Genomic DNA, 20825 nt, shown 5'->3' with positions numbered 1-20825 from the left:
GCGGGCCGCCGGATCCGGGTGGGCGATACTGGGTTCGAACCAGTGACCTCTTCGGTGTGAACGAAGCGCTCTCCCACTGAGCTAATCGCCCGGATGCAGGAAGAACATTACCCCATGTCAGGGGGTGCGAGTGACCAGTGCGAACCCGCACCGGCCGTCGTCCGCACCCCCTCGCGGATCACTGATCCTTGATCTTCCAGGGCATCACTATGCCGAACTTCCACAGGTAGATCCCGAGCAGCACACCCACGATCACCAAGCCGATCGTCGTCAGGATGATGTTGCGACGGCGCACCTTCGGGTCGAGGGCCCGCTGGGCCGCCTCGGTGACCTTGCGCTTGGTCCAGCGCAGCACTAGCTGGGCCCAGACGAACTCGGTCGCCCAGACCGCCATGCCCCCGAAGATGACCACCCAGCCCGGACCGGGCAAAGGCAGCAGGATGATGCCTGTGACGACTATCGCCAGGCCGATGACGAAGACGCCCACCTGCCAGCTCAGATGCAGCGCTCTACGCGCCTTGACGAACTCCGGCGCTCGTGAGCCGAGCCCCTGCTCGCTGTCGCCCTTCACACCGTCCACTTCGGTCTCGTCGGTAGCCATGGCAACTTCGCCCGGCTCGTTACTCCCCGTATTCATACGGCCAAACCCTACCGGACGGAAACCAGTCACCGGAATGGTCGTACCTCGCGAACGGGTTCTCGGCCGGAAGAGTTACGTAAACACACGCAAAACACTCAGAGGGGTTTACAACGGCACCGTAGGTGGCATGTCGATTTCGCCGACGTGCGAATCCCCGAGCGCACACTGAGCGAAAGGCCCTGGCGCTTATGAACACCACGGTCAGCTGCGAGCTGCACCTGCGCCTCGTTGTGTCGAGCGAGTCCTCCCTGCCTGTCCCCGCAGGCCTGCGGTACGACACGGCCGACCCCTACGCCGTGCACGCCACCTTCCACACCGGAGCCGAAGAGACCGTCGAGTGGGTGTTCGCCCGTGACCTCCTTGCGGAGGGGCTGCATCGGCCCACCGGCACCGGCGACGTCCGCGTCTGGCCGTCGCGCAGTCATGGTCAGGGCGTCGTCTGCATCGCCCTGAGCTCTCCGGAGGGCGAGGCCCTGCTCGAGGCCCCTGCACGGGCCCTGGAGTCCTTCCTGAAGCGAACTGATGCCGCGGTGCCCCCCGGTACGGAGCATCGGCATTTCGATCTCGATCAGGAGCTCTCGCACATCCTGGCGGAAAGCTAGGCCGAGGCCCCCGCAAGCCGCCCGGCGCCGTCGACTCGGGGAGACGGCTCGGGCCAAGACAACCGCATAGGGCACACGTCAGCGCCGCCTCCGCTCCGCGGGGGCGGCGTAGGCGCGCTCGGGGAGGGCGGCCGTGTCGGTCACTGTGAGTACACGCCGACGGTTCCCGTCCGGGTCGGCCCGGATGGGAACGGTCGGCGCCCCTACGGCGTTGTATTCGAAGCCACGTACGGTCGTGGCCGGTCTGTGGGCGCTGCGAGCCACTACCATCGGCCAGCATCGGCGGGCGCCCCGCCCGACCTCAGGCCAGGGAGCGAAATGTGCTGATCACCCACGACACCCGGTGTGCGCTCGATGCCGTGGTGGATCTGGTGAACACCGCACCGGAGGGCGACGAGACTCCGGACGCACTGCCGGACGTCGCGGCGCTCGCCGATTTCGTACGAAGGAACGAAATCAGTGATGTCGGTGTCCTCTCGGAGTTCGATCTGTCCGCGGTGCGCAAGGTGCGCGGGCGGTTCGCCGAGATCTTCGCGGAGCCCGACGCGCGGACCGCCGCCGGGCTGATCAACGAGCTGATCGCCGCCGCCGGAACCACCCCCCGGCTCACGGACCACGACGGCTACGACTGGCATGTGCACTACTTCGCCCCCGGCGCCTCCATCGCCGACCACCTGGCGGCCGACTGCGGCATGGCGCTGGCGTTCTTCGTGGTGGCGGGCGAGCAGGAGCGGCTGCGGCGCTGTGAGGCGCCGGACTGCCGGCACGCCTTCGTGGACCTCTCCCGCAACCGTTCGCGGCGCTACTGCGACAGCCGCACCTGCGGAAACCGTCTGCATGTGGCCGCCTACCGGGCTCGCCGCAAGGAAGCGGCGGGCTGAGCGGTCGCCGAGATGCCGGTGTCGACGCGGGCCCCGGCGGGTGGCGCCGGGGGCCGCGGGTACGGCTCAGAGCAGCAGCAGATCGTGCAGCGCAGCCATGAGCAGCAGACACCCGATCACCGCAAGGAAGATCATCAGCGGTGGCTGGGAAAGGGCGAAGAGGCACCCGCGGGGCTCGTCCTGAGGTGGCGCGGCCTCGCTTTGTGTCGTGTCCAGCATCTCGCGGCGATGATGACGTAGTTGTCCCTCGTCGCGCGATCAACACGCCCGGGATGAGCGGGAGTTCGCCGAATTCCTCGATGTCCGGTTCGAGTGATGATCACTTACGGCCGGGCGGCGACCCACTGTGTCGTTTCAGCCCTGCGTGCGGGCGTCAGATGCCGTGCTTCTTGAGGATCGCCTCGATGTCGCTGAAATCTTCCGAGGCCTCCGCCCGGGGTGAGGTCGCGGGCCGGGTCGACTGACGGGATCCCGCACCCAGCGAGGGTGCCGAGGCCGCCGGGGCCACCGCCTCGCGCGGTGCGCCGGCCTTGGCTTCCTTGCGCTCCTTGCGGGTGCCGCCACGGCGGCGCTCCACCGCACGGCTGCTCGCGAACAGCACCCAGGCGACGCCGAGGACCCCGAAGCCCGCCCAGGCGGTGGGGCTGAAGGCGGTGTCCGCCAGCCATTCGACGACACCGGTCATCACCAGCCCCAGGGGCACCAGCGAGTACGCGGCGATGCGCGTGGCAGCGAGGAAACGCTTGCGGTACGCCGTGACCGCCGCGATGCCCAGGCCGGCCGCGGCGACGGCGGAACAGACGGTCTCGGCAATCATCCGGTCCTCCAGGGCAGGCTGAGTCGGTCAGGGCACTTCGTCCCTTCCATCCTGCACCGTGGCAACCCCGCCCGGCCATGCCTGGGCCCGACATCAGGGACATCTCCGGGTCATCTCCTCCGCAGGTCCCGGTCGCGGTGGAACGGCCCGGGTCCGCGTCAGGGCCCTCGTCCCGTGAAGAACCCGGTCGGATTGGGTCGCCCGCGCCGCTGCTGGGAGACTGGAGCCATGAGCGACTCCTCCCCCGCCCGCCCCACCGCCCCCGTCCTCGACGTCTGGTGCGAGCTGCAGTGCCCCGACTGCCGCAGCTCCCTGGACGATCTCCGTGCCCTGCGCGCCCGCTACGGCGACCGGCTGGAGCTGCGGCTGCGGCACTTCCCGCTGGAGAAGCACAAGCACGCGTTCGCCGGCGCGCAGGCCGCCGAGGAGGCTTTCGAGCAGGGGCAGGGGTGGCCGTACGTGGAGGCCGTGCTGGGCCGGGTCGAGGAGCTGGGCCGTAAGGGTGAACCCTTCCTGGTCGAGGTGGCCGGGGAACTCGGCCTGGACACCGAGGAGTTCGACACCGCGCTGGTCGACGGCCGGCACATCCTGATCGTCGACGCCGACCAGGCCGAGGGCAAGGCGATCGGCGTGACCGGCACTCCGACGTATGTGATCGACGGCGAGCGCCTCGACGGCGGCAAGAGCCAGGAAGGGCTGCGCGAGCGTATCGAGGAGATCGCGGACCGGCTGCTGGCCGGGCCGAGCGCCTGACGTGTCCGGGGCCTTCGGCCCGGCCGACGGCTACAGCAGCGTCTTGAACAGGGCGTACCGCGTCGTCTCGTAGCCGAGTGACTCGTAGAGCCGCTCGGCGGGGGCGTTGTCCGCGAAGACGTTGAGGCCGATGACCCGGTGCCCCGCGGCGATCGCCTGGGCCTCGGCCAGCAGCATCAGCGTGCGCCCGTGTCCCCTGCCCCGATGGGCCGGGTCGGTCTCCACGTCGTAGACGTACGCGCGGTCATCCTGCGCCACCACCCACAGCGTGCCCACCGGAGTTCCCTCGTGCTCGAGGACGCTCAGGACCGCACCCGGCGTGCGCACACCGCCCGGCAGCAGTTCGGCGTGGTCCCGCTCGGCCTTGGCCCGGGCCGCGGCCTCCGGGACCCCGCGCTCGACCCAGCTGCGGAAGTATTCCTCGAAGCTCTTGTCCGCCCAGGGCCCGTACTCGGCCTCCGTCATGGGTCGCGCCCGGCTGCCCCGGGGCAGATCGGGCGCAGTGTCGCCGAGCGCCTTCTCCATGCCGCGATTGCGTACGACGTAGCCGAGCGCCGTGGCGAGGCGCAGCGCCGGTCCGGCGGCACCGGGGACCGTCACCTCGATGCGCCGGCAGCCCCAGCCGCGCGCCACCTCCTCCGCGGCGAGGGCGGCCACCGTGCCCCGGCCGCGGCGCCGGTCCGGTTCCTCGACGCGCAGCTCCGATATCAGGGCGACCGTGCCGCCGAAGACGGGATGCGTGCCGAGGTGAAGTGCGCCCACGGGGCGGCCGTTCACACACACCTGAAAGCGGCGCGAACGGGTCCCGTCCTCGTTGTGCTGAAGCGGCTCGGTCGGCCGCAGGGTCGTGGTCATCAGGGGTGTTCTACCCACCGCACCGGCTCACGGCAGCCCATTTTCTCCACGTGCCCCTTGCCCCTACGGATCCAGGTCGTCGCCCGACCGCTCCGCGAAGATCCGCATCGCCTTGGCGGTCACCGGCCCGGATGCGCCCGGCAGTTCACGGTCGTCGACGCGGTGCACGGCCTGCACGTCCCTCAGGGTGGAGGTGAGGAAGACCTCGTCGGCCCGCTCGAGGACGTCCAGCGGCAGGTCCGTCTCCTTCGCGCCGGTCCACTCGACCGCCAACACGCGCGTGATGCCCGCGAGGCAGCCCGAGGCGATCGGCGGGGTGTGGATCTCGCCGTCCAGGACGACGAAGACATTCGACCCGGTGCCCTCGCAGAGCTGCCCGACCGTGTTGGCGAACAGGGCCTCGGAGGCGCCGTGTTGGTGGGCGCGGGCCAAGGCGACGACGTTCTCGGCGTACGAGGTCGTCTTCAGGCCGGTCAGCGCGCCGCGCTCGTTGCGGGTCCAGGGCACGGTGATGACCGCCGTGGAGTCGGGGCGCCGGGTGGTCTCCCCGACGGCGACGACGAGGGTCGGTCCGTGCTCGCCGCGGTCGGAGCCGAGGGGGCCGTGACCGCCGGTGTAGGTGATGCGGAGCCGGCCGAGCGGCATCGGGTTGGCCTCCAGGACGGCGGCGCAGGCACGGCGCACCTCGTCGTGGTCGGGGTCGGGCAGACCGAGACCGCGCGCCGAGCGCGTCAGCCGGTCGAGGTGCCGGGTCAGCGCGAACGGACGGCCGTCCACCGCCTTCACCGTCTCGAAAATGCCGTCGCCCACGGTCAGCCCGTGATCGAAGACGGAGACACGGGCGGACTCCATGTCCTGCAGCCCGCCGTCCAGCCAGATCCTCACGATTGCAGTCCCTCTCCACTCACCTCGTACGCCCCCGACGCTACCGCGAGCAGCCGGGACGCCTTCAGCTCGGTCTCCCGCCACTCCCCCTCGGGGTCCGACCCCCAGGTGATCCCCGCGCCGGTACCGAACCGCAGCACGCATTCGGCCCGGTCGATCCAGAAGGTACGGATCCCGACGGCCAGCTCGCCGGTCCCGCGGTCGGCGTCGACCCACCCGATGCCACCGCAGTACGGGCCCCGGGGCGCCGTCTCCAACGCGTCGATGATCCGCAGCGCGCTCGACTTGGGCGCACCGGTGACCGAGCCGGGCGGGAAAGCGGCGCCGAGCAGCTCGGACCAGCCGACCCCGGCGCCCAGCTCACCGCGGACGGTGGACACCAGATGGACAAGCCCCGGGTGCTTCTCGACGGCGCACAGATCGGGCACGGTCACCGTCCCGGTGGCGCACACGCGACCGATGTCGTTGCGCACCAGGTCCACGATCATCACGTTCTCGGCGTAGTCCTTCTCCAGCAGGTCCGCCTCGGTCCGCCCGGTGCCCTTGATCGGCCCGGACTCGACAACACGCCCGTCGCGGCGCACGAAGAGCTCGGGAGACGCGGTGGCTATCTCAACCCCGTGCCCCGGCAGCCGGATCGTTCCTGCGTACGGCGCCGGGTTGCCGCGGGCCAGCAGGGCCGTCAGGTCGTCCACATCGGCGTCTGGCCCGATCGGCGCGCTCAGGACACGGCACAGATTCGCCTGATAGACCTCGCCGGCCGCTATGTGCTCGCGGATGCGCCGTACGCCCGCCGTGTACGCGGAGCGGTCGAGCGAGGACGTCCAGTCACCGGCAGCCGGACCGAGCCACTTCCCCGGCACCGGCGCGGGCACGGGTTCCTCTCGTACGTCCCGGAAGCGGGCGCAGGTCAGACCACCCTCGAAGTCGGCGCAGACGGCCCAGAAACCACTGGAGTCCAGGGCCGCTGGGTCGTTGGTCACATCGAGGAGGCCGGTGGCCACGCGATCGCCGAAGCGGGCGAGGGGAGGGAGGTCGGGCACGCAGTCGAGTCTATGGCGGGTGTCCTGCGCGTGACCTGGCCATGTCCTTCGGGACCCGTCGGCAGGTCCCTGAGCAGGCGCAGCGCAGCACGCTGCACAAACGCGTTTTTGTGCTGGCCCCGGAATCCGCTAGAGTTCAACTCGTCGCCGGGCCGCGGGAGCGGAACGAAACGACAAGCGGACGTAGCTCAGTTGGTAGAGCGCAACCTTGCCAAGGTTGAGGTCGCGAGTTCGAGCCTCGTCGTCCGCTCGAAGGAATAGGGGATCTTCCCGACCCCCTACACTCCTGGTGGAGTGGCCGAGAGGCGAGGCAACGGCCTGCAAAGCCGTCTACACGGGTTCAAATCCCGTCTCCACCTCCAAGGACGATTAGCTCAGCGGGAGAGCGCTTCCCTGACACGGAAGAGGTCACTGGTTCAATCCCAGTATCGTCCACTGGATCTTCGGATCCCCCGCGCGATTAGCTCAGCGGGAGAGCGCTTCCCTGACACGGAAGAGGTCACTGGTTCAATCCCAGTATCGCGCACGCAGTAAGTTCGTGATCTTCAGGCATGTTTGGTCGATCACGGTCCCGAGGACGATTAGCTCAGCGGGAGAGCGCTTCCCTGACACGGAAGAGGTCACTGGTTCAATCCCAGTATCGTCCACACACCGAAGCCCCCGGTCGATGACCGGGGGCTTCTTCGTGCTGGTGCGGCTCAGCTGGAGAACAGCATGTGGCCGAAGCTCTTGTGACGCTTGTGGCCGTAGTGACCGCCGTGGCCGCCGTGGTGACCACCGTGCGGGGCGCCCCAGGCCGGGGCCTGAGGGGCGGGGGCCGGGTAGGCCTGCGGGGCGGCCGGAGGCGGCGGGGCCGGCTGGGACCACTGGGACTCCAGGCGCGTCAGCGACTCCAGCTCGCCGTAGTCGAGAAAGATGCCGCGGCAACCGCTGCACTGCTCGATCTGGACGCCGTTGCGGTTGTACGTGTGCATCGGGGCTCGGCACTTCGGACACTGCATGGTCGGCTCAACTCCTCGCCGGTCGATCCTGCTTCGCGTATCGCCAGAACAGACTCTGTCCGGCTGCGGTCGGTTGCACCCTACTTTGCGTAATCCCGGGTCAACTCATGGGGGACGGAAGCCATTCGGGCACAGGCGTCCACGAGGGACTGCTCGACCTCGTCCAGGGCGCGGCCCTCGGCCAGGGCCTTGGTGATCGCCCTTGCGGCGGTCTGCACGGTGAGGGCGCGGGCCGGGATGTCCAGGGCGGGCCAGGGGTCCCCCTCCGCGGGGACGGCCGTTCCGCCTGCGGCGCGGTACGCGGACAGGAATCGCTCCCACTCTTCGGGCGACAGCAGCCCGCAGGCGTACCAGGCGGCCGGCCGGCCGAGGTCCCAGGCCGGCACGCCCACGCCGAGGTCGTCGACGTCTATGAGCAGCCAAGGGCCGTCCGGGGCCGGGTGGCGGACGAGTTGGCCGAGGTGAAGGTCGCCGTGGCAGAGGGTGCCGGTGTCGGGCTGCGGGGCCTTCGCGCGGGCCCAGGCGGGGAGGGTGTCCCAGGCGCGGAGGACGGCGACGGTGCCGGCGGTGAGGGTGCTGCCCTCGGCTTTGCGGAGCCGGTCCACGGCGTGGGCGGCTTTGGCTGGGCCGCGCATGGGAGGCAGCGGGGCGGAGGCCTCGGTCGGGGTTCGGTGGAGACGGGCGAGGAGGGTGGCTGCCGCCTCCCAGGGGGCCGCGTCGGGGTCGCCGGGGTCGACGGGGGTGCCGTAGGGCCAGAAGGTGACCAGTCGGCCGTGCAGGTCGGCGGGTATGAGGGTGAGGGGGGCCAGGAGTATGCCGGGGAGGTTGGCGGCTGTGGTGAGGCGGGGGGTGAGTTCGGTGGGGGTGATGTCCGGGGCGTGGGCCTTGGCGACGGTGTCGGCGTGGCGGACGACGGTGGCGTCGGGGCGGTCGGCGAGCGTGACGGTTGCTCCGCAGGGACAGGGGTGGGGGCGTGTGTGTGCCGTGGCTTCGGCGTGTGCGGTGAGGGCGGGTAGGAGGGGGTTCGGGGTCACTGGGGTCCCTTGTGTGCGGGGGAGGCTGGGCCGAGAGTACGTCGGTGGCGGCGCGGGTTGGTTGGGGGGTGCTCGTCGGCCTGGACCGGGTGCCGGGCGCGTCCCGGGAAGTGTCTCGCCCCCGCCGCCCCTACCCTTCCCGTCCTTGAAGGGGCTCTGCCCCTTCGACCCCGGCTCCTGGGGGCTGCCGCCCCCAGACCCCCGCTGTCGGCCTGAACGGCCTCGTCCTCAAACGCCGGACGGGCTGGAATGCCGGGACCGGCGCCGAGAGGCATCGGCGACAGGCGCACAGCCTCGAACGGATGGCACCAGCATCGTCCCGAACACCGGACAGGCTGGAATGCCAGGACCAGCGACGAGAGACACCGCCGATAGGCGCACAGCCCCCAGCGGGTGGGTGAGGGCTGGGATGGCACCAGCATCGCCCTCGAACCCCGGACGGGCCGGCAGGCCCGGACCGGCGTCGACAGGTGAGGTGAAGATCCTCCGGCCGTGAAGCACACGGTCGCCTACGACCGGACGTTGCCGGCGCAGGAAAAAGCAATGCCGGCGCAGCTCCCCAGCTGCGCCGGCATTTTTGCCGTCCGCCGCACCCCCGTCCCCACGGGGTTTCATGGGTGGATGTCCCCGCCCGGACCGCTCTTCCGGGCCTGGGGTCGCCGCTCAGCGCCCCAGCATCACGCCCACGGACGACGCCTGAGTGGCCACTGTCTCCCAGCCGTCGAAGACGACCAGGAGCAGGACCGCCAGGGGAAGGGCCATGAGCGTCGCCACCAAGGGGTGGCGACGGCCCTGGCGACGGGGGCGCAACAGCGGGCGCTGCTGCGGGCGGATCAGTGTCCGCGGTGCCGTCTGGGCCATGGTCCCTCTCCTGACCTGTGTCAGTTGTCGTTGGCAGCGGCGGGTGTCTGACCTCGGGGGACGAGTGCTGCACCCGCCGCTTGACCTCAAATCTAGGCGGCCGGGCCACGCCGGGCGTCATGCCCTCGTACCGATTGGCGGGCCTCCCGGAGGATGAGCCATGACCTGGGAAGTACTCCCCTGGGTGGAGACGAAGTCCTAGGTCTCGGGGTCTTCCCCGAGGGGACGCCCGGTCTACACCGGTTTCTCCGAGCTGTCCTCGCGCGGCACAGGCTGCTCGACCAGCGCGAGAACCCGGTTCGCCATGAAGCGCGCCGTACGCACGACAGTCCCGCTTCGGGTGACTTCGCTCACTTCCACTACACCTCGCCGCACCGCCGTCTCCACCCGGCGGCCCGCCCTGCTCGCCACCACCTCGTACGTGGGGGTCGTGTCCCCCGCATCCACGACTATCTCCACGCGATCACCCTTCACGGGCCCAATCCCCCTTCTGCGATGGGTGGTTGGGGGACATTGCAGGGCGAAGTCGCCATGCTCGCCAGCCCCCTGACCACCCTTCAAGTCTCCCATCCACCACTGACAATCCATCGCCCCGAGAGGGCGCGGCCTCTGCGCACGGCGGCCCGTGGAAACGTAAGCTGTGGCTCGTCAGACGGACCGGGCAGCGGGGATGAACATGGCGATGATGCGCCTGAGGCGCGAGGACCCGCGCGTCGTCGGCTCGTTCAGGCTTCACAGACGGCTCGGCGCGGGCGGAATGGGCGTCGTCTACCTGGGCTCCGACAAGAAGGGGCAGCGGGTCGCGCTCAAGGTGATCCGGCCCGATCTGGCGGAGGATCAGGAGTTCCGCTCGCGGTTCGCGCGTGAGGTGTCGGCGGCACGGCGGATTCGCGGTGGCTGTACGGCCCGGCTCGTGGCCGCGGACCTCGAGGCGGATCGGCCGTGGTTCGCCACGCAGTACGTGCCCGGGCCCTCCCTGCACGACAAGGTCGTCGACGAGGGGGCGCTCGGCGCGGCGGACGTCGCCGCCGTCGGGGCCGCCCTGTCCGAGGGCCTGGTCGCCGTCCACGAGGCCGGTGTCGTCCACCGGGATCTCAAGCCCTCCAACATCCTGCTGTCCCCCAAGGGGCCGCGGATCATCGACTTCGGCATCGCGTGGGCGACGGGGGCCTCGACCCTCACGCACGTCGGCACCGCGGTGGGCTCCCCCGGCTTCCTCGCCCCGGAGCAGGTGCGCGGCGCCGCCGTCACGCCGGCCACGGACGTCTTCTCCCTCGGCGCCACCCTCGCCTACGCGTCCATGGGTGACTCACCCTTCGGACACGGCAGCTCCGAGGTGATGCTGTACCGCGTCGTCCACGAGGAGCCCCAGCTGCACGGCGTACCGGACGCGCTCGCTCCGTTGGTGCGGGCCTGTCTGGCGAAGGCACCGGAGGAGCGGCCCAGCACGCTGCAGTTGTCGCTGCGTCTGAAGGAGATCGCGGCCCGGGAGGCACAGGGGCTCGCGGACGTACGGCCGCCCGCGCCGCGTTCCGGAGAGGCGGACCGGCCGACCGGGCGGCTCGCCGGCACGTACCCGGAACAGCAGCGTCTCCAGCGCCGCCCACAGGGCACTCCCCCGCCGCGCGGCGCCGCCGTCCCGCGCGGCAACGGCGCTTCCCGAGGTCCGGGTCCCGCGCGCGACGGTGTGCCGTCGCGGGGCGGCAGCGCCCTGCCCGGCGGTACGGCCTCGTCCCGGCCCGGACCCCGGCCGATCCCCGCCTCGCGCAACGCCCCACGCTCGGGCGGCAGCGGCCGGCCCGCACCGCGCAACGGCGCAGGCCGTCCGGCGCCGCGGACGGGTACCGGTCGGCGGCCCGCCAACCCGCAGTTGCTGCGGCAGCGGCTGTTCGTGTTCGTCGTGGTGACCCTGCTCGTGGCGCTCGGCATCGCGGCGGCGCAGGGTTGCCAGGGCCCGGACCGCGGGCTCGGCGGTGACGGGGACGTCGTACGGCCGCAGCACGAGCAGCAGCAGGAGCAGGTGGAACCCGGCTACACGCCGATGGACGGGGACGACCTGATGTCCCAGCGGTACGAGTCGACGTTCGCGATCCGCGACTAGGCGGCGGGCCCAGGCGGAAGGGGTCTCACAGGGCCGGCAGGATCCGTTCGAAGAACTCCCGGTCGCCGTCGAAGACCGGGTCCAGGGACAGGAACTCCTCCGGTGTGACCCAGCGGGCCTCGGCGACCTCGCCGGGGTCGGGGACGACGTCGCCGGTCTCGGCGTTCGCCGTCCACCAGTGGAGACGGAAGCGGCCGTCGTCCGTCTCGGACTCCCAGACCTTGGCCTGGGGTACGACGCTGAGGCCGACCTCCTCGCGGACCTCTCGGACGACGGCCTCGCGCTGGGTCTCCCCCGGCTCGATCTTGCCGCTGAGGGGTTGCCAGTAGCCGGGGCGTGCGACGGCCGGGCCGCGGCGGATGGCGAGGACGCGGTCGGCCCGGAGAAGGACCGCGACGATCGCCTCCCGCTGCGCCATCGCCGTACGGCCTAGATCTGCGGGCGGCCCGAGGCCACCGCGTAGAAGGCGACCGCGGCCGCCGCGCCGACGTTGAGGGAGTCAACGCCGTGGGACATCGGGATGCGGACCCATTCGTCGGCGGCGACCAGGGCCTGGGTGGAGAGGCCGTCGCCCTCGGCGCCGAGCATCAGGGCGACCCGGTCCATCCGGTGCGGGGCGGCCTCGTCGAGGGTCTTGGCCTTCTCGTCGGGCGTGAGGGCGAGGAGGGTGAAGCCCGCCTCGCGGACCGTTTCGAGGCCCTTGGGCCAGGTGTCGAGACGTGCGTACGGCACCGAGAAGACCGCGCCCATGGAGACCTTGACGCTACGGCGGTACAGCGGGTCGGCGCTGTCCGGGGAGAGCAGCACCGCGTCCATGCCGAGGGCTGCCGCGGAGCGGAAGATGGCGCCGATGTTGGTGTGGTCGTTGACCGACTCCATGACCACCACGCGGCGGGCGGACTGGAGGAGTTCGGTGGCCGTCGGGAGCGGTTTGCGCTGCATGGAGGCGAGCGCGCCGCGGTGCACGTGGTAGCCGGTGACCTGCTCGGCGAGGTCGGGGCTGACCGCGTACACCGGGGCCGGGAGTTCGTCGATGACGTCGCGCATGACGTCGACCCACTTGGCCGAGAGCAGCATCGACCGCATCTCGTAGCCGGCTTCCTTGGCCCGTCTGATGACCTTCTCGCCCTCGGCGATGAACAGGCCCTCGGCCGGCTCGCGCTTGCGGCGCAGTTCGACGTCGGTCAGGCCCGTGTAGTCGCTCAGGCGGGGGTCGGCGGGGTCATCGACGGTGATGAGATCGGCCACAGGGTGATACTGCCTTGTCCTGGGTGTGGTGCCAACGGTTCGGTACGGGTTGGGTTACCCGCGGTTACGCGGAAGGGGTCGGTCCGCTCGGTCCCACGTTCACGACGTCGCCGATGACGATGACCGCCGGCGGCTTGACCTCGTGGGCGAGCACCGTGTCGGCGGCGGTCGCGAGGGTCGCGTTCACCCGGCGCTGGGCGGCCGTCGTGCCCTCCTGGACCAGGGCGACGGGCGTGTCCGGGGACTTGCCGTGGGCGATGAGGGTCTCGGCGACCTTCCCGATCGTGGCGACGCCCATCAGGATCACCAGCGTGCCGGTCAGCTTGGCGAGGGACGGCCAGTCGACCAGGGAGCGCTCGTCGTCGGGGGCGATGTGGCCGCTGACCACGGTGAACTCGTGGGCGACGCCCCGGTGGGTGACCGGGATGCCGGCGGCACCCGGCACCGAGATCGAGCTGGAGATGCCGGGCACGACCGTGCAGGGGACGCCGGCCTCGGCCAGCGCCTGGACCTCCTCCATGCCACGGCCGTAGACGAAGGGGTCGCCGCCCTTGAGGCGTACGACCGACTTGCCCTGCTTGGCGTGCTCGATCAGCGCGTTGTTGATGGCCTCCTGGGCCATGAACCTGCCGTACGGCAGCTTCGCCGCGTCGATCACCTCGACGCTCGACGGCAGCTCCGCGAGCAGGTCGCGCGGGCCCAGGTGGTCGGTGATGACCACGTCGGCCTCGGCGAGCAGGCGGCGGCCGCGCACGGTGATCAGGTCCGGGTCGCCGGGTCCGCCGCCGACGAGGGCGACTCCGGCCGTACGGGTGCGGTGGTGCGGGGCGACGAGGGTGCCGTCGCGCAGGCCCTCGACGACCGCGTCGCGGATCGCGGCGGTGTGCCGCGGGTCGCGGCCGCGCGCGTCGGTGGTGAGGACCGCGACCGTGACGCCCTCGCTGGTTCCCGTGGCCGGGGTCCAGGCGGTGGCGGCGTCGGCGTCGTCGGAGCGGACGCACCAGACGCGGTGGCGCTCCGCTTCGGCGGAGGCGCGGGTGTTGGCGTCGTCGTCGCTGGTGGCGATGAGGGCGTACCAGGCGTCGGCGAGGTCGCCGTCCTCGTAGGGACGCTGCTGCCAGGTGATCTCGCCCGCGTCGGCCATGGCTTCGACGGAGGGGGTCGCGTCCGGGGACACGAGGTGGATGTCCGCGCCCGCCGCGATGAGGGCCGGAAGGCGGCGCTGGGCCACCTGGCCGCCGCCGAGGACGACCACTTTGCGGCCGGTGAGGCGGAGGCCTACGGGGTAGGCGGGGTGTTCGGCCATGAGGGTGCGGCTCCTCTTTACGGCGGTGCGGTGGCCCTGACGTGCGGATTTTACGGGGTGGGTGGGGTCGGCCGGTCAGGTGTCCGGTGGCTGAGCTTCGGTGCCGGGTGCGGGTGCGCGGGTCTGTGCCCACCCGTTCCGCCCTGCGGAGCGAGTGCCCACAGACCCGCAACGGCTGCCCACAGACCCACGGCGGACCGACGCGGACCCCGCGGCCACCCTGGCCGGATCCCCTTCCGGGACGTCTACTTCTCGGTCACCCCGGCCGAGTCGAACGTCGCCACCTCGTGCATCGCCCTCGCCGTGCTCTGGACCAGCGGGAGGGCCAGCAGGGCGCCGGTGCCCTCGCCCAGGCGCAGGTCGAGGTCGACCAGGGGGCGCAGGCCCAGTTTGTTGAGGGCGGCCACGTGGCCGGGCTCCGCGCTGCGGTGGCCGGCGATGCAGGCCGCGAGGACCTCGGGGGCGATGGCGCGGGCGACCAGGGCGGCGGCGCCGGCGCTGACCCCGTCCAGGATCACCGGCGTACGCAGGGAGGCGCCGCCCAGCAGGAGGCCGACCAGCGCGGCGTGTTCGAAGCCGCCGATCGCCGCCAGGACGCCGATGGGGTCCGCCGGGTCGGGCTGGTGGAGTTCCAGGGCGCGGCGGACGACCTCGGTCTTGCGGGCGAGGGTCTCGTCGTTGATGCCGGTGCCGCGGCCGGTGACCTCGGCCGGGTCGGCTCCGGTGAAGACGGAGATCAGGGCGGCCGAGGCGGTCGTGTTGGCGATGCCCATCTCGCCCGTCAGCAGCGCCTTGTTGCCGGCCGCCACCAGGTCGCGGGCCGTCTCGATGCCCACCTCGATGGCCTGCTTGGCCTCCTCGCGGGACATCGCGGGGCCGGTCGTCATGTCGGACGTGCCCGCGCGGACCTTGCGGGGCAGCAGGCCGGGGGTGGCGGGCAGGTCTGCGGCGACGCCCACGTCGACGATGCACACCTCCGCGCCCACCTGGCCGGCGAAGGCGTTGCAGACCGCGCCGCCGCCGAGGAAGTTGGCGACCATCTGGGCCGTCACCTCCTGCGGCCAGGGGGTGACGCCCTGGGCGTGCACACCGTGGTCGCCGGCGAAGATCGCGACGGCCGCGGGCTCCGGGATCGGCGGCGGGCACTGGCGGGACAGCCCGGACAGCTGCGCGGAGATGATCTCCAGCATGCCGAGTGCGCCGGCCGGCTTGGTCATGCGCTTCTGCCGTTCCCAGGCCTCGCCGAGCGCCTTGGCGTCCAGCGGGCGGATCTGGGCGACGGTTTCGGCGAGCAGGTCGTGCGGCTCCTCGCCGGGCAGGGCGCGACGGCCGTACGTCTCCTCGTGCACGACCCAGGACAGCGGGCGGCGCTTGGACCAGCCGGCCTGCAGCAGCTCGGGCTCGTCCGGGAACTCGTCGACGTATCCGACGCACAGGTAGGCGATGACCTCCAGGTGCTCGGGCAGGCCGAGGGCGCGGACCATCTCGCGCTCGTCGAAGAAGCTGACCCAGCCGACGCCGAGGCCCTCGGCGCGGGCGGCGAGCCAGAGGTTCTCGACCGCGAGCGCGGCGGAGTACGGCGCCATCTGCGGCTGGGTGTGCCGGCCGAGGGTGTGGCGGCCGCCGCGGGTCGGGTCGGCGGTGACGACGATGTTCACCGGGGTGTCGAGGATGGCCTCGATCTTCAGTTCCTTGAACTGCTTCGCCCGGCCCTTGGGCAGCGACTTGGCGTACGCCTCGCGCTGGCGCATGGCCAGCTCGTGCATGGTCCGCCGGGTGTCGGCCGAGCGGATGACGACGAAGTCCCAGGGCTGCGAGTGCCCGACGGAGGGCGCCGTGTGGGCGGCCTCCAGGACGCGGAGCAGCACCTCGTGCGGGATGGGGTCGCTGCGGAAGCCGTTGCGGATGTCGCGGCGCTCGCGCATGACCTTGAGGACGGCCGCGCGTTCGGCGTCGTCGTAGGCGGGCGCGGCCGGGCCGGTGGACTGGGGTGCTTCTTCCACGGACGCCGTGCTCTCTTCTCCGGGGTCTTCCTGGTCGGCGGCCCGGGTGTCCAGGTCCTCCGCGTGCTGTACGAGTTCGGGGTCGCCGTCGCGGGGTGCCGGAACCTCGGCGACGGCGGCCGGTGCCTCCTCCGTGGGGAGGACGAGCGGCTGCGGCGGGGTCGGGGCGAGGTGCGGGGTGGTGGGCACCGATCCCTCGACCGGGACGAACTGGCCCAGCGGCTGGTCCGGCGCGGGCTCCTGGGCGATACCGCTCTGGACGAAGGCCGGGGCGTCGGCCTCACCGGACTCCGCGGGCTCCTCGGGGGCCTGTGCGGCCGGTGACCGGAGCTGCGGGCCGGCGGGCTCGGCGACGAAGTGCTCCGACGCCTCGGCCGGGACGGGCTGGGCCACGGCAGGCTGCGGCGCGGCGGCCGTGGCGGCGACTGCGGCGAGTGGCTGGAGGGCCGGTGCGCGCTCGGCGGTGAGATCCGGGGCCTGCTGGGCGTCCGGGAACTGTGCCACCGGGGGAACGACGGCCGCCAGGTCCGCCGCCGGGGCTTCCGCGTCGACGGCGGGCGCGCTCCCGGTCACGGCCTGTGCTTCCGCTTCGGCGTCCACCAGAGCGGCGTGCTGCGGCTCCTGCGCCGACTGCTGCGGGTACGTCTGCCCGGCGTCCGCGAGTTCCGGAGCCGGTTCGGAGACTACGGCGGCCAAGGCGTCGTCGGCGGGCGCGGTGACGGCGTCCGTGGGCTGCATGATCGGCGCGAGGTTCTCGGCCTCGGCGAGCTCGGCTCCATGCGCCGCATCGAGAGCGACCGGGGCCGGGACGGCCTCAGGGGTCGGCTCAGGGTCGGCGGGGGCGGAGACCTGGTGAGCCTGGAGAGCGTCCGGGAACTGGGCGGCTTCCGGGAACTGGGCCGCATCGGGTACTGCGGGCTCGGCGATCTGCACGGGGGCCTCGGGCGCGGGAGCGTCGAGAAGCGGGGCGGCTTCCGTAGCGGGGGCGTCAGGGACCTGGACGGCTTCAGCGGCAGGGGCGTCGGGGATCGGGGTGCCTTCGGGAGCCGGCGCCTCGGGAAGCGGGGCAGCCTCAGGGACCGCCTGCTCGGGAAGCGGCGCAGCTTCAGGAGCCGCCTGCTCAGGAAGCTGCACGGCTTCGGGGCCCGTCTGCTCGGGAAGCGGCGCAGCTTCAGGGATCGTCCGCTCGGGAAGCAGACCAGCCTCGGGGACCGCCTGCTCAGGAAGCTGCACGGCTTCGGGGCCCGTCTGCTCAGGAAGCGGCCCAGCCTCAGCCGCGTGCATCTCGGGACCGTGCCCGGCGTCACCAGCGGTCGCGGGGGCCATCTGCGGAGGGCCGTCGACGGCCGCATCGGCAGGCAGGTCCCCCGGCGCCTGTCCGGCACCCGGGTCGACCTCGCTCACCGGGACATCCGTGGCAGGGGTATCCACCGCAGCCGCAGGAGCTGCGACCTCGGCGGCACCGGAAGCGGCCCCGTCCACCACAGCCTCACCATCGTCCGCGTACCCGCCCGCAACCTGGTCGGCCTCGGGAGCGGGCGCCGCCGCGCTCTCCTCGGCCCCAGGAGCGAACCCGGTCACCGGCGCCTGATCGGCGTCCTGGCCATGCACCGCACCGGCAGCCGACGCGGGATCGTCACCCGACGGCTCCTGGGCGTCGTACGCCGCTTCCAGTGGAGCAGGCGCGCCGATCTCGGCCTCTTGGACGGCACCCGCCTCGAGGCTGCCCTCCGTGGCCACCTGCTGTCCGGTCGGAACAACCGTTTCGGCAGCCGCTGCCTCGGTGCCCACCTGCATGGCGGCCTCGGCGGACGTGCCCCAGGCGGCCGCCGGCTGTGGGGCCGACGCCTCACGGTGCTGCGGGACGTCCAGGTACTCGGGGCCGGCCTGGCGGGCAGGGATGCCGACGGCGCCGCGGTCGGCCAGCGAGCGAACCGGGCTGGCGGAGGCGTCGGGGATGGGCGGACCGAGGTGCAGCGGGCGGCGGGGGGTGATCGGCGGAATCGGCGCCGACGGGGCCGGCAGTCGGACGGCACTGACGTCGACCGAACCGCTGTCGCGGCCGGACATCTCGTGCGCGCCCGGCTCGTGCATGGCCTCGAGGACCGGCTCCGGCGCGGGCGGGGTGACCTCTGTGCCCCAGGCGCCCTGGGAGCCGGGCAGCAGTAGGTCTTCGTCCTCGGCAGTGGTCTCGGAGAGGTAGGTGTACGTACCGTGCGCCGCGGGGGCGCCCGGCTGCTCCACCATGCCTGCGCTCTCCGGCAGTCCCTCGCCCGGGACCTGGCCGGTGTCGGTCATGCGTACCCCTCGCCCATCGGTTAGTGCTTCCACGACCAGCTCACCGGGGACGGCGCACCGACCGCCCCCGTAGTGAAGAACGAGCGTGCGTGCCCAGCGGCACGAGCGACCCGCCCAAAAAAGGCGACAAAGCCATTGAGTGGCATTGTCGTGGCCGATCGACCGTCGCGACAGGTTGATCCGCGACAGGCCGCTGTGGACTGCGCCACGTTGCGCGTCCTCCGGTTTCGCCGTACCACACCCACCCCAAATGGGGAGCGTTTTTCCGGACATTGACCGACGAAGCGCCGGGCGACCGAGTGCGGTACAACGATCGGCCAGCCTACCGCGCGCGGTACGACAACCGGATCACGGGGAGGGCTACGCGATTACACTGTGCGGTCGGTCAGTGCCCGCCCGTCGCCCGACCGCCGCTCCTCAACGAGGCGCTTCGCGCCGCCCCAGATCTCCGGTGAGCAGGAACGCGACCGTCCGCTCCCGCTCCGTCCAGGCACGCGTGTCGAGTTGCACGGACTGCAGGAGGGCGCACTCCACGTCGTAGCCGTGCTGGGTGAGGTCGCGGCCGATGAGTTCGGCTTCGTCGCGGGTGGCGGCGTGCGTGACGATGCGCTGCGGGTGCCGGTCGGCGACGGCGGAGACGACGGCCGCTCCCCCGCCTCCGATGCGGACGACGTCCGGCTCGGGGAGGTTCTCCAGCACATGTGGGGCCCTGCCGTGGACGATCTGGAGCTGGACCCCGAACCCGCGGGCGTTGGCCTCGGTGCGCTCGCAGGCGTGCGGGTCGCGGTCGACGGCGATGACGGCGGCGCCGGCCCGCGCCGCCTCGGTGGCGAAGGCGCCGCTGCCGCAGCCGATGTCCCACACGAGGTCGCCGACGCGGGGGCCGAGCCGGACGAGTTGGGCCGAGCGGAGCGGCTCCAGCTCGCCTTCGCCCATGAGACCGCCGTAGGCCTCGGCGGGCAGCGTCCAGCCGCGCGGCGCGGCGGAGGGGTCGCGGCCGGCGATCCACCCGCCGCCCTCCACGGCGGCCACCTTGCCGCCGATGACGATCACGACGTTCGGGTCGCGCCAGGTGTGGTCGGCGGCCTTGTCGGAGGTGACGACGGTGACCTGTTCGCGGTCGGTGCCCAGTTCCTCGCAGATGACGAAGGTGCGGTGGACGCCTTCGAGGAGGAGGCCGAGTTCGGCGGGGCCCGCGCCGGGTGAGGTGAGGACGGCGACCTTGGTGTGGGCGCGGCACACATTGACCGCGCGGCGCAGGGTGCGGGGGTGTGCGACGACCACCTGTGCGTCGTCCCAGGGCATGCCGGCCCGGGCGAAGGCGGCGGCGACGGAGGAGACGGCGGGGACGACCTCGACCTCCAGGCCGAACTCGGGCGCGCGCAGGGTCCGTACGACTCCGAAGAAGCCGGGGTCGCCGTCGGCGAGCACGACCGCGGTGCCGCGGTGGCCGGCGATCCGGCGGGCGGCGAGGGCGACGCTGCCGAGGCGGATGCGCTCTGCGGCGGGCGGCACCTCGGGCAGCGCCAGGTGGTGGGCGGCACCGGCCACCAGCGTGGCGGCACCGAGGGCCGAGCGTGCCGCGGCGGTCAGCGGCGAGCCGTCCCAGCCGATCACCGTGACCCGGTCGGCCATCGTCGTCTCTCTCCAGGGTTTGCGCAGGTAGTCGTCGGGCAGCCCGAGGGGCAGGCTCCGTGAGGGTACCTGGTCGCGTCGCGGGCACTCCGGGTGCCCGTGTGTTCGCTACCCGTCAGTTCCAGTCACCGAACGAGGTGAAGCCGTCGGCCGGCTGATCGCCGACGCCTTCCAGGTCCTCGGGCAGCAGGCTCCAGACGATGAGGTCCGTGCGGACGTCGATCCATTCGCCGCTGTCGGTCCTGGCGCGCGCTATCCAGGCGCCGCGCAGTACGCCCTCGCTGATACAGCCGATCTTCTGCGCCACCTGCTGGGAGGCGGTGTTGTCCGCGGGGGTGCGCAGTTCCAGCCGTTCGAACTTCTGGTCGTGGAAGAGCCACTGCGCGGTGGCCAGGGCCGCTTCGCAGGCGTAGCCCTCGCCGCGCGCCCAGGGGGCGACGACGTAGGAGATCTCGCTGGAGCGGACCCGCCAGTCGGTGTTCTGCAGGCGGACGACGCCGACGAGACGCTGGGTGAGGAACTCGGAGACGGCGAAGACGATGCCGTGTCCCTCGGTGCGTTCGGCGGGGGCGAGTTCGGCGATCCAGGCGCGGGCGTCGGCCTCGGTGTAGGGCTGCGGCACGGAGGTCCAGGCGGTGACCAGTTCGTCGTTCATCATCTCGGCCAACGACTGGATGTCCAGGTCTTCGAAGGGACGCAGCACCAACCGCTCCGTGCTGATGGAGATGTTGGGGAAGGTGCTAGTCATGCGCCACTCCGTAACCTTCGGAAAAACCTTCAGGGCCTGCTGAACTGCCCAGCATGCAGCATGAAAGCACTGAACTGCACCACGGGGTCCTCCCCCACTGCCCTAAAGGCGTGG

General features: G+C 71.9%; 20 protein-coding genes and 6 tRNA genes. 9 read left to right on the top strand and 17 right to left on the bottom strand.

The window, feature by feature from the left end; translation table 11 throughout:
* Positions 1-19: 19 nt before the first annotated feature.
* Both ACZ7M7_RS25975 and ACZ7M7_RS25970 read right to left on the bottom strand, forming a co-directional pair.
* Positions 20-91, bottom strand: a tRNA-Val gene (locus ACZ7M7_RS25975).
* An 87-nt stretch (positions 92-178) separates the two neighbouring features.
* Complete coding sequence (locus ACZ7M7_RS25970; RefSeq protein WP_383607827.1) at positions 179-637, bottom strand: TIGR02611 family protein; 459 nt, start codon at positions 635-637, stop codon at positions 179-181.
* 191 nt (positions 638-828) lie between these two features.
* On the opposite strand from ACZ7M7_RS25970, the gene ACZ7M7_RS25965 reads away from it, so the two are divergent.
* Positions 829-1242, top strand: a complete 414-nt coding sequence (locus ACZ7M7_RS25965) for an SsgA family sporulation/cell division regulator (RefSeq protein ID WP_004002642.1) — start codon at positions 829-831, stop codon at positions 1240-1242.
* 320 nt (positions 1243-1562) lie between these two features.
* Positions 1563-2123 carry a CGNR zinc finger domain-containing protein gene (locus tag ACZ7M7_RS25960; protein ID WP_383607826.1) on the top strand — a complete coding sequence of 187 codons (561 nt, stop codon included), beginning with the start codon at positions 1563-1565 and terminating at the stop codon, positions 2121-2123.
* A 66-nt stretch (positions 2124-2189) separates the two neighbouring features.
* Here ACZ7M7_RS25960 and ACZ7M7_RS25955 read toward each other — a convergent pair whose 3' ends face one another.
* Together ACZ7M7_RS25955 and ACZ7M7_RS25950 are read right to left on the bottom strand one after the other, a co-directional pair.
* Positions 2190-2342, bottom strand: a complete 153-nt coding sequence (locus ACZ7M7_RS25955; RefSeq protein ID WP_004002639.1) for a hypothetical protein — start codon at positions 2340-2342, stop codon at positions 2190-2192.
* 154 nt (positions 2343-2496) lie between these two features.
* Entirely contained in the window at positions 2497-2940 is a 444-nt protein-coding gene (locus ACZ7M7_RS25950) for a hypothetical protein (protein ID WP_472120596.1), read from the bottom strand.
* 228 nt (positions 2941-3168) lie between these two features.
* Here ACZ7M7_RS25950 and ACZ7M7_RS25945 point away from each other — a divergent pair, with 228 nt between their 5' ends.
* Complete coding sequence (locus tag ACZ7M7_RS25945) at positions 3169-3693, top strand: DsbA family protein (protein ID WP_472120594.1); 525 nt, start codon at positions 3169-3171, stop codon at positions 3691-3693.
* Positions 3694-3723: 30 nt separating this feature from the next.
* Here the strand turns inward: ACZ7M7_RS25945 and ACZ7M7_RS25940 are convergent, their stop codons facing one another.
* The 3 genes from ACZ7M7_RS25940 to ACZ7M7_RS25930 all read right to left on the bottom strand — a co-directional run bounded on the left by ACZ7M7_RS25940 (position 3724) and on the right by ACZ7M7_RS25930 (position 6476).
* The gene (locus ACZ7M7_RS25940) at positions 3724-4548 is read right to left on the bottom strand and encodes a GNAT family N-acetyltransferase (RefSeq protein ID WP_472120592.1); all 825 of its coding nucleotides are present in this window, start codon (positions 4546-4548) and stop codon (positions 3724-3726) included.
* Between the two features lie 63 nt (positions 4549-4611).
* On the bottom strand, positions 4612-5433 hold the full coding sequence (locus ACZ7M7_RS25935) for an aminotransferase class IV (protein ID WP_472120590.1): 822 nt from the start codon (positions 5431-5433) through the stop codon (positions 4612-4614).
* Positions 5430-6476 carry a chorismate-binding protein gene (locus tag ACZ7M7_RS25930; protein ID WP_383607816.1) on the bottom strand — a complete coding sequence of 349 codons (1047 nt, stop codon included), beginning with the start codon at positions 6474-6476 and terminating at the stop codon, positions 5430-5432. Before ACZ7M7_RS25930 ends, ACZ7M7_RS25935 begins: the two co-directional genes overlap by 4 nt.
* Before the next feature lie 177 nt (positions 6477-6653).
* On the opposite strand from ACZ7M7_RS25930, the gene ACZ7M7_RS25925 reads away from it, so the two are divergent.
* The 5 genes from ACZ7M7_RS25925 to ACZ7M7_RS25905 all read left to right on the top strand — a co-directional run bounded on the left by ACZ7M7_RS25925 (position 6654) and on the right by ACZ7M7_RS25905 (position 7123).
* A tRNA-Gly gene (locus ACZ7M7_RS25925) sits at positions 6654-6726 on the top strand.
* Positions 6727-6764: 38 nt separating this feature from the next.
* Positions 6765-6838, top strand: a tRNA-Cys gene (locus tag ACZ7M7_RS25920).
* Between the two features lies 1 nt (position 6839).
* Positions 6840-6911 (top strand) — tRNA-Val (locus ACZ7M7_RS25915).
* A 19-nt stretch (positions 6912-6930) separates the two neighbouring features.
* Positions 6931-7002: transfer RNA gene (locus ACZ7M7_RS25910), tRNA-Val, on the top strand.
* Between the two features lie 49 nt (positions 7003-7051).
* A tRNA-Val gene (locus tag ACZ7M7_RS25905) sits at positions 7052-7123 on the top strand.
* Between the two features lie 51 nt (positions 7124-7174).
* Here ACZ7M7_RS25905 and ACZ7M7_RS25900 read toward each other — a convergent pair.
* From ACZ7M7_RS25900 to ACZ7M7_RS25885, 4 genes are all read right to left on the bottom strand, one after another.
* Positions 7175-7477 carry a TFIIB-type zinc ribbon-containing protein gene (locus tag ACZ7M7_RS25900; RefSeq protein ID WP_383607814.1) on the bottom strand — a complete coding sequence of 101 codons (303 nt, stop codon included), beginning with the start codon at positions 7475-7477 and terminating at the stop codon, positions 7175-7177.
* An 80-nt stretch (positions 7478-7557) separates the two neighbouring features.
* On the bottom strand, positions 7558-8511 hold the full coding sequence (locus ACZ7M7_RS25895) for a phosphotransferase (protein ID WP_472120588.1): 954 nt from the start codon (positions 8509-8511) through the stop codon (positions 7558-7560).
* Positions 8512-9174: 663 nt separating this feature from the next.
* Positions 9175-9372, bottom strand: a complete 198-nt coding sequence (locus ACZ7M7_RS25890; RefSeq protein ID WP_383607811.1) for a hypothetical protein — start codon at positions 9370-9372, stop codon at positions 9175-9177.
* Positions 9373-9606: 234 nt separating this feature from the next.
* Complete coding sequence (locus tag ACZ7M7_RS25885; protein ID WP_472120586.1) at positions 9607-9846, bottom strand: hypothetical protein; 240 nt, start codon at positions 9844-9846, stop codon at positions 9607-9609.
* A 196-nt stretch (positions 9847-10042) separates the two neighbouring features.
* On the opposite strand from ACZ7M7_RS25885, the gene ACZ7M7_RS25880 reads away from it, so the two are divergent.
* Entirely contained in the window at positions 10043-11473 is a 1431-nt protein-coding gene (locus ACZ7M7_RS25880; protein ID WP_451171680.1) for a serine/threonine-protein kinase, read from the top strand.
* A 25-nt stretch (positions 11474-11498) separates the two neighbouring features.
* Here the strand turns inward: ACZ7M7_RS25880 and ACZ7M7_RS25875 are convergent, their stop codons facing one another.
* The 6 genes from ACZ7M7_RS25875 to ACZ7M7_RS25850 all read right to left on the bottom strand — a co-directional run bounded on the left by ACZ7M7_RS25875 (position 11499) and on the right by ACZ7M7_RS25850 (position 20711).
* Positions 11499-11891 (bottom strand): NUDIX domain-containing protein, encoded by a 393-nt coding sequence (locus ACZ7M7_RS25875; protein WP_451171544.1) that lies wholly within the window; start codon positions 11889-11891, stop codon positions 11499-11501.
* Positions 11892-11902: 11 nt separating this feature from the next.
* Entirely contained in the window at positions 11903-12721 is an 819-nt protein-coding gene (locus ACZ7M7_RS25870; RefSeq protein ID WP_383607808.1) for a TrmH family RNA methyltransferase, read from the bottom strand.
* Between the two features lie 64 nt (positions 12722-12785).
* The gene (cobA, locus tag ACZ7M7_RS25865) at positions 12786-14027 is read right to left on the bottom strand and encodes a uroporphyrinogen-III C-methyltransferase (RefSeq protein ID WP_383607806.1); all 1242 of its coding nucleotides are present in this window, start codon (positions 14025-14027) and stop codon (positions 12786-12788) included.
* A 245-nt stretch (positions 14028-14272) separates the two neighbouring features.
* On the bottom strand, positions 14273-18328 hold the full coding sequence (cobT, locus tag ACZ7M7_RS25860) for a nicotinate-nucleotide--dimethylbenzimidazole phosphoribosyltransferase (RefSeq protein ID WP_472120583.1): 4056 nt from the start codon (positions 18326-18328) through the stop codon (positions 14273-14275).
* A gap of 417 nt (positions 18329-18745) precedes the next feature.
* Positions 18746-19963 carry a precorrin-6y C5,15-methyltransferase (decarboxylating) subunit CbiE gene (cbiE, locus tag ACZ7M7_RS25855; protein ID WP_383607802.1) on the bottom strand — a complete coding sequence of 406 codons (1218 nt, stop codon included), beginning with the start codon at positions 19961-19963 and terminating at the stop codon, positions 18746-18748.
* 115 nt (positions 19964-20078) lie between these two features.
* A complete protein-coding gene (locus tag ACZ7M7_RS25850; RefSeq protein WP_383607800.1) occupies positions 20079-20711 on the bottom strand; it encodes a GNAT family N-acetyltransferase in 633 nt (210 codons plus the stop codon).
* Between the last annotated feature and the right edge of the window lie 114 nt (positions 20712-20825).

It is taken from the genome of Streptomyces sp. NPDC111606, assembly GCF_055656945.1.
This window is presented reverse-complemented; position numbering and strand designations above follow the sequence as displayed.

Coding starts and splice junctions, on each gene's coding strand:
- ACZ7M7_RS25970 (WP_383607827.1), bottom strand. CDS start 637: ATGAATACGGGGAGTAACGAGCCGGGCGAAGTTGCCATGGCTACCGAC.
- ACZ7M7_RS25965 (WP_004002642.1), top strand. CDS start 829: ATGAACACCACGGTCAGCTGCGAGCTGCACCTGCGCCTCGTTGTGTCG.
- ACZ7M7_RS25955 (WP_004002639.1), bottom strand. CDS start 2,342: ATGCTGGACACGACACAAAGCGAGGCCGCGCCACCTCAGGACGAGCCC.
- ACZ7M7_RS25950 (WP_472120596.1), bottom strand. CDS start 2,940: ATGATTGCCGAGACCGTCTGTTCCGCCGTCGCCGCGGCCGGCCTGGGC.
- ACZ7M7_RS25945 (WP_472120594.1), top strand. CDS start 3,169: ATGAGCGACTCCTCCCCCGCCCGCCCCACCGCCCCCGTCCTCGACGTC.
- ACZ7M7_RS25940 (WP_472120592.1), bottom strand. CDS start 4,548: ATGACCACGACCCTGCGGCCGACCGAGCCGCTTCAGCACAACGAGGAC.
- ACZ7M7_RS25900 (WP_383607814.1), bottom strand. CDS start 7,477: ATGCAGTGTCCGAAGTGCCGAGCCCCGATGCACACGTACAACCGCAAC.
- ACZ7M7_RS25890 (WP_383607811.1), bottom strand. CDS start 9,372: ATGGCCCAGACGGCACCGCGGACACTGATCCGCCCGCAGCAGCGCCCG.
- ACZ7M7_RS25880 (WP_451171680.1), top strand. CDS start 10,043: ATGAACATGGCGATGATGCGCCTGAGGCGCGAGGACCCGCGCGTCGTC.
- ACZ7M7_RS25875 (WP_451171544.1), bottom strand. CDS start 11,891: ATGGCGCAGCGGGAGGCGATCGTCGCGGTCCTTCTCCGGGCCGACCGC.
- cobA (WP_383607806.1), bottom strand. CDS start 14,027: ATGGCCGAACACCCCGCCTACCCCGTAGGCCTCCGCCTCACCGGCCGC.
- cobT (WP_472120583.1), bottom strand. CDS start 18,328: ATGACCGACACCGGCCAGGTCCCGGGCGAGGGACTGCCGGAGAGCGCA.
- cbiE (WP_383607802.1), bottom strand. CDS start 19,963: ATGGCCGACCGGGTCACGGTGATCGGCTGGGACGGCTCGCCGCTGACC.
- ACZ7M7_RS25850 (WP_383607800.1), bottom strand. CDS start 20,711: ATGACTAGCACCTTCCCCAACATCTCCATCAGCACGGAGCGGTTGGTG.